The following is a 13,295-nucleotide window of genomic DNA, read 5'->3' as shown; positions in this document are numbered from 1 at the left end:
AGGGTGCCTGGAGGGTGCCGATCGCCGTATCCGCTGCCGCTCGGCGTGGCCCGGGGCCCGGGGGCCCGGGGGCGGCCTGCCCCCGGGCCCCGGCCCCGTACCCCTGTCCCGGCTCGTGCCCCGTATCCCGCTCCTACGCGGTGCGGTCGCGTGCCGCTTCCGCCCGGTTCACCGCCGACAGCACCGCCAGGATCGAGGCCGTGAGGACGGAGGTGTCCTGGCCGGCGCCCCAGCACAGCCGGCCGCCCACCCGGCACTCCGCGTACGCCGTCGCCGGGCTGCTCTGCCCCGGGCCCGTCGCGTGTTCCGTGAAGTCGAGGACGTCCACCTCGATGCCCGCGGCCGCCAGTGCGCGGGTGAACGCCGACACCGGGCCATTGCCCGTGCCCTCGTAGTCGCCCTCCCGCTCGTCCACCCGCAGCGTGCAGATGAAGCGGTGCTCACCGGCCGGGTTCCGGTCCGTGGACCAGGAGGTCAGGGCCACGGCCCCGTCCCGTCCGGGCGCCAGGTACGTCGCGTCGAACAGCTCCCACAGGTCCTTCGCAGTGGCCTCCAGACCGCTGTCGTCGGTCGAGGTCTGCACCGTGCGGGAGAAGTCCGCGCGCAGCCGGCCCGGCAGGTCCACGCCGTAGTTGCTCCGCAGCAGATGGGCGATGCCCCCCTTCCCGGACTGGCTGTTGACCCGGATGACCGCCTCGTACGTACGCCCCACGTCCGCCGGGTCGATCGGCAGGTACGGCACCGACCACAGCTCGGAGCCGCTGCGCGCGTGATGGGCGAGACCCTTGCTGATGGCGTCCTGATGGGTGCCCGAGAACGCGGTGTACACGAGGTCGCCGCCGTAGGGGTGACGGGGCGGCACCGGCAGCCGGTTGCAGTACTCGACCGTGCGGCGGATCTCGTCGATGTCGGAGAAGTCGATCATCGGGTCGACCCCCTGGGCGTGCAGATTGAGGGCCAGGTTGACCAGGTCGACATTGCCGGTGCGCTCCCCGTTGCCGAACAGGCACCCCTCCACCCGCTGCGCGCCCGCCAGAACGGCGAGCTCGGCGCACGCGGTGCCGGTGCCGCGGTCGTTGTGCGGGTGGACGGAGAGGATCACCGAGTCCCGCCGCTCCAGATGGCGGTGCATGTACTCGATCTGGTCCGCGTACACGTTCGGCGTGGCGATCTCCACCGTGGCGGGCAGGTTGTGGATGACCGGCCGGTCCGGGGAGGCGTCCCACAGCTCGGTGAGGCCGTTGCAGATCTCCAGGATGAAGTCCGGCTCGGTCAGGATGAACACCTCGGGGGAGAACTCGAACCTGATGTCCGCCCCGGGCCGCGCCCGCGCCAGCCGCTCCATCTGCCGCGCCGCCTCCCGTACGGTGCCGCGCACCGCGGCCCGGTCGCGGCCGAGCACCACCTCGCGCCAGACGGGGGCGGTCGGGATGTAGAGATGGACGACCGCGCGGTCCATCCCCTCGATGGACTCGAAGGTCCGCTCGATCAGGTCCGGTTTGGCCGGGGTGAAGACGACCACGGTCACGTCGTCGGGCACGGCGCCGCTCCCGGCCAGGTGCCGGACGAAGTCGAAGTCGGTGCGGCTCGCGGAGGGATAGCCGATCTCGATCTCCTTGAACCCCATCGCGACCAGCAGGTCGAACATCCGGCGCTTGCGCGGGGTGTCCATGGGCTCGGCCAGCGCCTGGTTGCCGTCGCGCAGGTCCACCGGCACCCAGAGCGGGGCACGTTCGATACGGGCCTGCGGCCAGGTGCGGCCGGTCAGCGGGATGTCCACGCGGTCGAACGCGGAGCGATAGCGGTGGGAGGGCATGGAGCCGGTCCGCTGCGGATTCCAGCGGGGGGCGTCGGCGGGCACCGGCCCGCGCGGGGTGCAGATGGTGGGGAAGCCGTGCATCGGGGACTGACGGTCGGACATGAGGACGGTCTCTTCTCGCATCGCCGGATGCGACCGGCACAGCACGGCAACCCGCGGCGGGGTGCCGGTCGCTTCAGGCCCCGCCGCGGCAGCCGAGAAGAAGGAGACCGCTGTGCGTCATGCCCGGTAGAGTAGCCACACCACAAGTCCTCAGACAACCTGACAGGTGAACGCAGTGTCCTCGCTCGGTCCGCTCCGCCCCAGCCCCCTGGTCGAACAGGCCACGCACCATCTGCGCGAGCAGATCACCGAGGGGCACTGGCCGGTCGGCACGCGGATTCCCGGCGAGACGACCCTGGCCAGGACGCTGGGCGTGGGCCGCTCCACGGTCCGCGAGGCGGTACGCACCCTGGCCACGCTCGGGCTGCTCCAGCCCCGGCAGGGCGCGGGCGTCTTCGTCATCGCCGACCGGGTGACGGAGGACTGGCCGACCCGGCTGCGCCGGGCCGCGGTCACCGATGTGTACGAGGTGCGCATGCTGATCGAGGTCCAGGCCGCCCGGCTGGCCGCGCGGCGCCGTACGGACGAGGACCTGATCGCCCTCGACGAGGCGCTCGCCGCGCGGCGGGCTGCGGGGGCCGGGGACGACGCGCGGTTCGTGGACGCGGACATCGCGCTGCACCGGGCCGTGGTGGCCGCCGCGCACAACCCCGTACTCACCGATCTCTTCGGCGAGTTCGCGCCCGCGCTGCGGCAGGGCCTCATCGACCTGGTGGAACTGTTCGGGCTGCGCCGTGAGGATCCGGACCACGGCGACGCCACCCATGACGCGCTGGTACGGGCCGTGGTGGCCGGGGACGCGGAATCGGCGGGCCGGGCCGCGCAGAACGAACTGGAATCCACACTGGCCCGGCTGCGGGCGGCGTAGGCCCTCCGGCCTCTGGGGTTGCCGGTCTCTGGGGTTGCCAGTCTCTGGGTTCGCGGGTTCCTGGGTTCGCGGGTCTCTGGGGTCACCCGGCGCGCCTGACTCCGGTCGGCGCGTCGTGGTCGGTACGCCCCGGTCGGGGCACCGCCCCTCTCCCTGCCGCTCCCCTCTCCCTGCCGCTCCCCGCTTCCCGCCCCTCTCCCTGCCGCTTCCCGCTTCCCGTTCCCCGTCCCGCCCCGGCTTCGGAGGAAGAAGGCGGCCGCGCGTCGAACGGGTCCCGGCCGCCCCGCCGTGCGATGTCCCGTTCACCTTCCGGCGGGCGGGCGGTGTGAACCCGGGATGACACGGACCGCTCGCCGCGGCGGGCGGAAACGCCGTGCCGCGGGGCCGCCCTGCGCGCTGCGCTGGGTGCGCCGCCGCCACCGCGCCCTTGGCCTGCGGTTTCTCCGTACAGCTGGAAATCCCGGACAGCGCCTACGGGTTGTGGCAAGACCTAGGCGGGACACGGTCGCGTGACTTGCCGGACACGCTCGGGCAACGGAAGCGTCTTCAACTCTTGACACCCACCCCTTCGAGGCAGGAACCTTCCGACATCGACGCATGGGAGCGCTCCCACATCGGATGGGTCCGCCCGTCCGAACGGCACTGCCCGTGCCCTTCCCCCTTGAACCACGCGGCACCCGCACTCACCGGCGGTCCGGTCGCGCGGTCCGAACGCCAGCCATCGGGACGTCCCGTTCAGGTCGTCCCACCCGGAACGTCCCACCCGGAACAAGGAGTAGTGGAATGCGCATCACCCGCACCGTCGCCGGCCGGCGCCGCAGAGCCGCGGTTCTGGCCACCACGGGCCTGACGATCCCGGCCCTGCTGCTGACCGGTTGCAGCAGCGACTCGGACACCTCGGGCAGCACGGGCCCCGACGCGAACGGGAACATCACGCTGACCGTCGCCGACTTCGGGCAGTTCGGCTACAAGGAGGCCGGGCTCTTCGCCAAGTACCACGAACTGCACCCGAACATCACGGTCAAGGAGGACGTCACCGCCGACGAGAAGATCTACTACCCCAAGCTGCTCCAGCAGCTGAACTCGGGCAGTGGTCTCGCCGACGTCCAGGGCATCGAGGTCGGCCGGATCAAGGAGATCACCGACACCAAGGCGGACTCCTTCGCCGACCTCGGCAAGGTGATCGACGTCGGCGACTGGGTCTCCTGGAAGGCGAAGCAGGCCACCGCGCCCAGCGGGGCGGTGATCGGCGCGGGCACCGACATCGGCCCGATGTCCCTCTGCTACAACACCGACCTGTTCAAGAAGGCCGGACTGCCGACCGACCGCGCGGAGGTCGCCAAGAAGGTCGCGGGCGGCTGGGAGGACTACCTCAAGCTCGGTGAGGAGTACAAGAAGAAGGCCCCCGCGGGCACGTACTTCATGGACTCCGCGAGCGCCATGTTCAACGCGATCGTGAGCTCGAACGCGAAGCAGTACTACGACGAGAGCGGCAAGCCGGTCTACAAGGAGAGCCCCAGCGTCCAGCAGGGCTGGAACCTGGCCGCCGAGGTCGCCTCCAAGAAGCTCTCCCAGGGCCTGGCCCAGTTCGACACCAACACCTGGGTCCCCGCGCTGCGCAAGGGCACCATCGCCACCGTGGCCTGCCCCGCGTGGATGGCCGGACAGATCTCGGCCAACGCCGGTGAGGGCAACAAGGGCAAGTGGGACATCACCACCGCGCCCGGTTCGACCGCCGCCAACTGGGGCGGCTCCTTCCTCGCCGTGCCCAAGTCGGGCAAGAACGTCGAGGAGGCCGGCAAGCTCGTGAAGTGGCTGACCGCGCCCGAGCAGCAGGCCGCCGTCTTCAAGGCGATCGGTGTCTTCCCGTCCAACAAGGGCGCGTACGAACTGCCGGACGTGAAGAACGCGAAGCTCCCGTACTTCAACGACGCGCCGATCGGGCAGATCTACGCCGACGAGGCCAAGACCATCCCGGAGGCGGTGCTCGGCCCGAAGGACGGCGTCATCAAGGACACCATCTCGACCCAGATCACCAACATGGAGCAGCGGGGCACCAGCCCCGACAAGGCGTGGAAGGCCGCGACCGACGCGATCGACAAGGCGATCGGCTGACCGCCGCCGGTGCGGGCGGCCCCGAAGCCGCCCGCCCCGGCACGTCCCCGCACCACCCGGCACGTCCCCGCGCCACCCGGCACGTCCCCGCACCACCCCGCACGCCCACGCACCACCCGGCATGCCTCCACTACCGGGCATGCCTGCATCACCCAGCACTCCTGCACTACCCAGCCCGCGAGCGCCACCCGGCACTTCTGCACCACCCCGCATGCCCGCACCACCCCGCATGCCCGCACCACCCAGCCCGTCGGCACCACCCACCGCACCCGCCGCACCCGCCCCGGCCCACGCCCCACGCCTCACGCCCCACGCTCCACGCCCCGACCAGGGCGCCCCCGTCACCCAGGGAAGGACTCCCGCCCGTGGCCACCTCGACTCCCACCCGGGACGCATACGCCCCGCCACCCGGCGGATCCCCGCACGCGTCGGCCCGAACCGGCCGGCAGGTCTGGCGGAGCCGGCTGTGGCGGTTCGACGACAAGGCGTCGCCCTACGCCTACATAGCCCCGTTCTTCCTCGTCTTCGGCGCCTTCGGCCTCTACCCGCTGCTCTACACCGGGTGGATCGCCCTGCACCGGGTGGAGATGACCGGCCTGAACCAGATGGAATGGGTCGGCTGGGACAACTTCGACAAGATCCTGCACGACGCGGAGTTCTGGACGGCCGTCGCCAACACCTTCCTGATCGGCGTCATGTCGACCGTCCCGCAGCTGCTCGTCGCCCTGGGCCTGGCGCATCTGCTGAACTACCGGCTGCGCGCCAGCACCTTCTGGCGGACGGTCGTCCTCACCCCGTACGCCACCTCGGTGGCCTCCGCCGCCCTCGTCTTCGCCCTGGTCTTCCGGGCCGACGGCGGCCTGCTGAACTGGCTGCTGCACTTCATCGGGCTCGGCGACACCAACTGGGCCAACGGCCACTGGACTTCGAAGATCGCGATCTCCGTCATCGTGATCTGGCGCTGGACCGGTTACAACGCCCTGATCTACCTGGCCGCCATGCAGGCCGTGCCGACCGACCTCTACGAGGCGGCCTCGCTGGACGGCGCGTCGCGCTGGCAGCAGTTCCGCAAGGTGACCATCCCCTCGCTGCGGCCCACGATCCTCTTCACGATCGTCATCTCGACCATCGGCTCCATGCAGCTGTTCGGTGAGCCGCTGCTCCTGGAGGGCGGCAGGCTCGGAGCCACCGGCGGCAACGAGAATCAGTACGAGACGCTCAGCGTCTACCTCTACAACTACGGCTGGAATCTCGGGCACCTCGGTCCGGCCGCCGCAGTGGCCTGGGCGATGCTCGCCCTCCTGCTGATCATCGCCGCGGTCAACTGGCTCGTCGGCCGCTTCGTCCGCACGTCCGCGGTCTGACCGGGAGCGAATTCCATGACCATGACCAGTACCGCCAAGGCCCCGGAAGCCACCGTGCCGCCCGCCCGCCGACGGGACGCGGGCCTTCCGAGCCGGTTCAGGCCGGGCGCGGGCAAGCAGTTGCAGGGCGGGCCGTTCGCCTACATCGCCCTGGCCGTCGTCGGCATCGGCTCGCTGCTGCCGCTCTACTGGACGCTGGTGGCCGCGTCCCACACCCAGGACGAAGTGCTCGCCACCACACCGCCGTTCCTGCCGGGCGGGCGGCTGCTGCACAACCTCGACGCGGCCTGGAACCAGGCGCACCTCGGCAAGGCGATCGTCAACAGCTTCGTCGTCGCGGGCTGCATCACGGCCGCCACGCTCTTCTTCTGCACCCTGGCCGGCTACGCCTTCGCCAAGATGCGCTTCCGGGGCCGCGGCGCGCTGATGACCGGTGTCATCGCCACCCTCACCATCCCGCCGCAGCTCAGCGTCGTCCCGCTGTTCATGATGATGTCCGACATCGGCTGGGGCGGGCAGCTGGAGTCGGTGATCTTCCCGACCCTGGTCAGCGCCTTCGGGGTGTTCTTCATGCGGCAGTACCTGAGCGAGGCCCTGCCCTACGAACTCGTCGAGGCCGCCAAGATCGACGGCGCGAACAACTTCCGCATCGTCATCAGCGTCGTCCTGCCGGTGGCCCGCCCCGCGATGATGGTGCTGGGGATGCTCACCTTCGTCCAGGCGTGGAACGACTTCTTCTGGCCCTACCTCGCCCTGAACCAGCAGAACCCCACGCTCCAGGTGGCCCTCGGCCAGCTGAGCGCCTCCTACACCCCCGACCAGAGCATCGTCATGGCCGGTGCGCTGATCAGCACCCTGCCGCTGCTCGTGGTGTTCGTGGTCTTCGGCAAGCAGATCGTCGGCGGGATCATGTCCGGCGCCGTCAAGGGCTGACATCGCGTCACCGCGTCACCGCGTCACCGCGTCACCGCGTCACCGCGTCACCGCGTCACCGCGTCACCGCGTCACCGCGTCACCGCGTCACCGCGTCACCACGTCCACCGTCCACCCGGCCCACCCCCGCCCGTCGAACCCTGGGAGCGCTCCCGCATGACTGCCGTACGACCCGACACCGCCCCGAAGCCCGCGTCCGAGGCGGCCCAGTTCCCGACCGGCTTCGTCTGGGGGGCGGCCACGGCCGCCTACCAGGTCGAGGGCGCGGCGGCCGAGGACGGCCGCACCCCTTCCATCTGGGACACCTTCAGCCGTACTCCGGGCAAGGTCCACAACGGCGACACCGGAGACATCGCCGCCGACCACTACCACCGCTACCGCGACGACGTGGCGCTGATGAAGCGGCTCGGCCTGACGGCCTACCGCTTCTCCGTCTCCTGGCCCCGGGTGCAGCCCACCGGCCGCGGCCCCGCCGTCGAACGCGGCCTCGACTTCTACCGCAGGCTCGTCGACGAACTCCTCGAAGCGGGCATCGCCCCCGTCGCCACCCTCTACCACTGGGACCTGCCCCAGGACCTGGAGGACGCGGGCGGCTGGCCCCAGCGGGTGACCGCCGAACGCTTCGCCGACTACGCCGAGATCATGGCCGGTGCGCTCGGCGACCGCGTCGCCACCTGGACCACCCTCAACGAGCCGTGGTGCTCGGCCTTCCTGGGCTACGGCTCCGGCGTGCACGCCCCCGGCCGCACCGAACCCGCCGCCGCGCTGCGCGCCGCCCACCACCTCAACCTCGCCCACGGCCGGGCGACCGGGATCCTGCGCGACCGCCTCCCCGCCTCCGCGCAGATCTCGGTCACCCTCAACCTCCACCATGTCCGCCCGCTGACCGGCGGCCGGGCCGACGCGGACGCCGCCCGCCGGATCGACGCGGTGGGCAACCGGATCTTCACCGGCCCGATGCTGAGCGGCGCGTACCCGGAGGACCTGCTCGCCGACACCGCGCACCTGGTCGACTGGCCGGAGCTGGTCCGGGACGGCGACCTGGCCGCCATCGCCACCCCGGTCGACGTCCTGGGCGTCAACTACTACACGCCCACCCTGGTCTCCGCCCCCGCGGACGGCACCGGCGACTCGCGCGACGACGGACACGGCAACAGCGACCACTCCCCGTGGCCCGGCTCCGAGCACGTCGCCTTCCACCTCGCCGAGGGCAGGAAGCGCACCGCGATGAACTGGGCGATCGACCCGGACGGGCTCCACCAGCTGCTCACCGACGTCTCCCGCGACCACCCCGGACTGCCGCTCATGGTCACCGAGAACGGCGCCGCCTTCGACGACTACGTGTCCCCCGAGGGCCGGGTCACCGACCCCGAGCGCATCGCGTACCTGCACGGCCATCTCGACGCCGTACGACGGGCCGTGGCCGACGGGGTGGACGTCCGCGGCTACTTCCTCTGGTCCCTGATGGACAACTTCGAGTGGGCGTACGGATACTCCAAGCGCTTCGGCGCCGTCTACGTCGACTACGCCACCCAGCGCCGCATCCCCAAGGCGAGCGCCCACTGGTACGCCGACGTCATCCGCCGCAACGCCCTGCCCCCGGCCCCGGCCCCGGCCACCGGCCTCGGCTGACCCGCACCACCCCTCCCGGGACCCGGCCGTACGCGCCGGGTCTCCGTCATGTCCGCCCGGTTCCGGCCGCCGTAGGATGGGAGCGCTCCCAGAACGGCGGCCGCAGAGTGTCCGCACGGCCCGTACGGCGGCCGGGGGAGCCCGCACCAGGACTTGGTTTGGCCATCCGGCTGTGAGAAATTGACCGCGAACGGGAGGCAGCCATGGCGGCAGCGCGAGTACGGAGCGGTGGCCGGCCCACGCTCGAAGAAGTCGCGGCACGGGCAGGGGTGGGGCGCGGCACGGCCTCGCGGGTCATCAACGGCTCGCCACGGGTCAGCGCGCACACCCGCGAGGCGGTGGAGGCGGCCGTCGCCGAGCTGGGTTACGTACCCAATCGCGCGGCCCGTGCGCTCGCCGGGAACCGCACGGACGCCATCGCGCTGGTGGTGCCCGAGCCGGAGACCCGCTTCTTCGCCGAGCCGTACTTCTCCGACATCGTGCGCGGGGTCGGCGCGGCGCTCGCCGACACCGAGATGCAGCTGCTGCTGACCCTCGTCGGCAACGACCGCGAACGCCGCAGGCTGGCCCAGTACCTGACCGCGCACCGCGTCGACGGTGTGCTGCTGGTCTCCGTCCACGCCGCCGACCCGCTGCCGGACCTGCTGGAGCAGCTCGGCATGCCGGCCGTGATGAGCGGCCGCAGATCGGCCTCCGAGACGCTCGCCTCGGTCGACTCCGACAACTTCGCCGGTGCCGGTGGGGCGGTCGCCCATCTCGTCTCCCGGGGGCGCCGCGCCATCGCCACGATCACCGGCCCCCTGGACGTCTACGGCGCGCAGCGCCGCCTGGACGGCTACCGCGCGGCGATGGCCGAGGCCGGTCTCGGAGCCGACGACCGCCTGATCGCCCCCGCGGACTTCTCCGAGGAGGGCGGCGCACGGGCCATGCGCGAACTGCTCGCCCGCCGCCCCGACGTCGACGCGGTCTTCGCCGCCTCGGACGTCATGGCCGCGGGCGCCCGCCAGGTGCTGCGCGAGGCGGGCCGCCGCATCCCGGACGATGTCGCGCTCATCGGCTTCGATGACTCGGCGGTGGCCCGCCACATGGACCCGGCGCTCACCAGCGTGCGCCAGCCGATCGAGGAGATGGGCCGCACGATGGCCCGCGTCCTGCTCAAGGAGATCGCGGGCGAGCACCCGGAACGCCCCCAGATCGTCCTCCCCACGGAACTGGTCGTCCGCGACTCGTCATGACGGCGGCTGCCCGCTCCGGGTGACCGGTGCCCCGGCCCGGGGCCGCGAAGGCGGAAGTGGTACTTCCGTATTTCACATGTTCTCCACGAACGGACGGTCCGTCCCCTAAGGTTTGCGTGTACGGCGAATGTGTGACGCACCACACAACGTCACGCGAGAGGCTGCCGGGTGCGTCCGATGCGGCCGTGCATCTGGGGGGCCTCATGCACGAGATGGTCAAGGGTTCGAACGTCGGCCTGGCGGCGCTGAGCGAGGACGTCGGCTCGGTGATGGTGGGCCTGGCCTGGAGCAGCGACACGGGCGAGGGGGACGCCGATGTCTCCGTGCTGCTGCTCGACGGGAACGGCAAGGTCGGGAACGACGCCGACTTCTGCTTCTACAACAACCCCGTCGCCGGCGCGGGGAGCGTGCAGCTTCTGGGGAAGACGCCCACGGCCGAGGGCAGCGAGGACCGGATCGGGTTCGATCTCGACGCGGTGCCGCCGGAGGTCGAGCGGATCGTCGTCGCGGCGAGCCGTTACGACGGCTCCCGGTTCGACGGCCTCCACGATCTGCGCCTCACGCTCGCGGACGGCGTCGGCGAACCACTGCTCCGGTTCGCCATCGAGGACCCCGGAGCGGTCAGCGCGCTGATCTTCGGAGAGATCTACCGGCGGTCCGGCGTCTGGAAGTTCCGGGCGATCGGTGACGGCTACGCGTCCGGGCTGGCGGGTCTGGCCACGGACTTCGGTGTCGACATCGACGACGACGCGGACGATGCCGTGCCGCGGGAGGAGGTGGGTGAGGAGCAGGCGCCCCCGGCGGAACCCGCACCGGCGGCCGCGCCCGGGGCGCCGCCGGTCATCCCCGCACAGGCCCCGCCCCCGGCATCGCCGCCGGCCGCCGCCACGGCCGAGGACCCCCCGGCACGGGAGAAGCGTCCGGCCCGTCCGCGTACGGCGAAGAAGAAGGTGACGCTTCCCAGGGCCGCCAAGAGGTCCCTCGCCGAGAACGACGCGTGGCGCGAGGCCCGGCTCTTTCCCGCGTCGGCGCTCAAGAGCGACCGGGAACGCGAGACGCGCGCGACATCGGTCGTGCTGTCCGTCATGGCGCAGGTCCCGGAGTTCGGCCGCCGTCTGACAGCGGCCTTCGGGGCACCCGCCGGACGCATGGAGACGTTCACGGAGGTGTCGTTCCCGCACGGCGAGACTCCCCGGCGTCCCGACGGCGTCATCCGGGTCGAGCGGGCGGGCAAGCTGTGGACCGCGCTGGTCGAGACGAAGACGAACGGCAGCGCCCTCAGGGCCGACCAGGTGCAGGCGTACATGGACATCGCGGCCCGGCGTGGATACGAGGCCGTGATCACCCTCTCCAACGACGTGGCGCTGGAGGGCAGCTCACTCGTCGACGTGAGGATCGACGGCCGGCGCAAGCACAAGGTCGCCCTCCGGCATCTGTCCTGGGCCGAGGTGGCGCACCAGGCGCAGATGCTGATCCGTCACGAAGGCGTGGGCAATGCCGCACACGCCTGGCTGCTCCAGGAACTCCTCCACTACCTCCAGCACGAGAACTCGGGCTGCCACGGATTCCAGAACATGGGCGCGGCCTGGGTCCCGGTGCGCAGGGGCATCGACGACGAGACGCTGTGCCAGGGCGATCCCCGTGCCCTGGAAGTGATCGAGAACTGGGAGCGGCTGGTCCGTCAGGTCTGCCTGCGGCTGGGCGGCGAGCTCGGCCAGAAGGTACTGCCGGTCCAGCGCGCCAAGCGCGGAGCCGACCCGCGGGTGCGCCGCGCGGAGCTGGCCGACCAGCTCTGCGCGGTGGGGCGTCTCCACGCGGTCATCCGGATCGAGGGCACGCCGGGCCTCCTCGCCATCACCGCCGACCTCCGGACGGGAAAGCTGCGTACGTCGATCGAGGTGCCCGCGCCCGAATCGGGATACCCGCTGAGCAAGGCCAAACGCCTGATCCGCCAACTGGCCGCCGCCCCGGCCGATTTGCACATCGAGACCCTGGTCGAGGGGGACGCCCCGGGGCCGCGCGGCACCCTGGAACGCCTGCGGCCCGAGCCCGCCGACATCCTGCCCAAGGACGGTACACAGATCACCGGCTTCCGGCTCTCGCTCTTCAAGGGCATGGGCAGCGGCCGGGGCAACGCGGAGTCCGGCTTCATCCGGAGCGTCGACGCGGCGGTGGACCGCTTCCACGCCGCCGTCGTCGTCCTGCTGGAAACGCAGGCGCCCCGCCGCTCCGGGGCCGACGCGCGGACGGACGCGAGCTGAGACCCGATCCGCCCCGGCACGGGCGGTGAGCGGCCTGCGCCGGGCCTTCCGCGTGTGTGACGTACCGCATGCGGAGGGGCCCGGCGGGGCCCAGGCCCCCTGAGGCGCGGAACACGAGAAGGGCCCCGGTCCGAAGACCGGGGCCCTTCCCTTCAGGGTGAGTAACGGGACTCGAACCCGCGACATCCTGGACCACAACCAGGTGCTCTACCATCTGAGCTATACCCACCATGTCCGGTCTTTTTCTGACCGGCCGAGAAAAAGTGTACAGGGTCCGAGAGGGTGCTCGCGCCCTCATTGTTCAGCCGCTGATCCTGACCCCCGAAAGGGCTATGACCAGCGGCTTCACAAGGTCCTACGGTGTGGGCGGCGCGACATGGGCCGCGATGGCCCTGGCCCGCTCCGAGTCCGGTCCGGGCTGCGGTACGAAGATCGCCTCGCGGTAGTAGCGCAGCTCCGTGATGGAGTCACGGATGTCCGCGAGTGCCCGGTGGTTGCCGTTCTTGTCCGGGCTGTTGAAGTACGCCCTCGGGTACCACCGGCGCGCCAGCTCCTTGATCGAGGAGACGTCGACGATCCGGTAGTGCAGATAGCCCTCCAGGGCCGACATGTCCCGCGCCAGGAAACCGCGGTCGGTGGAGACCGAGTTCCCGCAGAGCGGGGCCTTGCCGGGCTCCTTCACGTGCTCGCGGACGTAGTTCAGCACCTGGGCCTCGGCGTCGGCCAGGGTGGTGCCCCCGGCCAGCTCGTCGAGCAGGCCCGAGGCGGTGTGCATCTGCCGCACCACCTCGGGCATGGTCTCCAGGGCCGCGTCCGGCGGGCGGATCACGATGTCCACCCCTTCACCGAGTACGTTCAGCTCCGAGTCGGTGACCAGCGCGGCCACCTCGATGAGTGCGTCTTCCGTCAACGAGAGCCCGGTCATCTCGCAGTCGATCCACACCATGCGATCGTTCATGGCCCCAC

Annotated in this window: 9 protein-coding genes and 1 tRNA gene; 7 read left to right on the top strand and 3 right to left on the bottom strand. The window is 71.3% G+C overall.

Annotated elements, in window-relative coordinates; all coding sequences use genetic code 11:
* Nucleotides 1–133 precede the first annotated feature (133 nt).
* The gene (leuA, locus tag ACFVFH_RS04955) at nucleotides 134–1,942 is read right to left on the bottom strand and encodes a 2-isopropylmalate synthase (RefSeq protein WP_383763414.1); all 1,809 of its coding nucleotides are present in this window, start codon (nucleotides 1,940–1,942) and stop codon (nucleotides 134–136) included.
* Nucleotides 1,943–2,087: 145 nt separating this feature from the next.
* Here leuA and ACFVFH_RS04950 point away from each other — a divergent pair, with 145 nt between their 5' ends.
* From ACFVFH_RS04950 to ACFVFH_RS04920, 7 genes are all read left to right on the top strand, one after another.
* Complete coding sequence (locus ACFVFH_RS04950; protein WP_383763412.1) at nucleotides 2,088–2,789, top strand: FadR/GntR family transcriptional regulator; 702 nt, start codon at nucleotides 2,088–2,090, stop codon at nucleotides 2,787–2,789.
* Nucleotides 2,790–3,572: 783 nt separating this feature from the next.
* Nucleotides 3,573–4,904, top strand: coding sequence for an ABC transporter substrate-binding protein (locus ACFVFH_RS04945; protein ID WP_383763410.1), 1,332 nt, complete (start codon nucleotides 3,573–3,575; stop codon nucleotides 4,902–4,904).
* A gap of 365 nt (nucleotides 4,905–5,269) precedes the next feature.
* Entirely contained in the window at nucleotides 5,270–6,268 is a 999-nt protein-coding gene (locus ACFVFH_RS04940) for a carbohydrate ABC transporter permease (RefSeq protein ID WP_383763408.1), read from the top strand.
* A gap of 15 nt (nucleotides 6,269–6,283) precedes the next feature.
* Nucleotides 6,284–7,201, top strand: a complete 918-nt coding sequence (locus ACFVFH_RS04935) for a carbohydrate ABC transporter permease (protein WP_383763405.1) — start codon at nucleotides 6,284–6,286, stop codon at nucleotides 7,199–7,201.
* A 156-nt stretch (nucleotides 7,202–7,357) separates the two neighbouring features.
* On the top strand, nucleotides 7,358–8,833 hold the full coding sequence (locus ACFVFH_RS04930) for a GH1 family beta-glucosidase (protein WP_383763402.1): 1,476 nt from the start codon (nucleotides 7,358–7,360) through the stop codon (nucleotides 8,831–8,833).
* A gap of 203 nt (nucleotides 8,834–9,036) precedes the next feature.
* Nucleotides 9,037–10,068, top strand: a complete 1,032-nt coding sequence (locus ACFVFH_RS04925) for a LacI family DNA-binding transcriptional regulator (RefSeq protein ID WP_383763400.1) — start codon at nucleotides 9,037–9,039, stop codon at nucleotides 10,066–10,068.
* Between the two features lie 203 nt (nucleotides 10,069–10,271).
* Nucleotides 10,272–12,329, top strand: a complete 2,058-nt coding sequence (locus ACFVFH_RS04920; protein WP_383763616.1) for a TerD family protein — start codon at nucleotides 10,272–10,274, stop codon at nucleotides 12,327–12,329.
* 156 nt (nucleotides 12,330–12,485) lie between these two features.
* Here the strand turns inward: ACFVFH_RS04920 and ACFVFH_RS04915 are convergent.
* Nucleotides 12,486–12,558, bottom strand: a tRNA-His gene (locus ACFVFH_RS04915).
* A 126-nt stretch (nucleotides 12,559–12,684) separates the two neighbouring features.
* Nucleotides 12,685–13,287 (bottom strand): oligoribonuclease, encoded by a 603-nt coding sequence (gene orn, locus ACFVFH_RS04910; protein ID WP_383763398.1) that lies wholly within the window; start codon nucleotides 13,285–13,287, stop codon nucleotides 12,685–12,687.
* Between the last annotated feature and the right edge of the window lie 8 nt (nucleotides 13,288–13,295).

The organism is Streptomyces sp. NPDC057697 (genome assembly GCF_042799335.1).
Classification (GTDB): domain Bacteria; phylum Actinomycetota; class Actinomycetes; order Streptomycetales; family Streptomycetaceae; genus Streptomyces.
The sequence above is the reverse complement of the archived record's forward strand: the minus strand, read 5'-3'. Positions and strand labels throughout refer to the sequence as shown.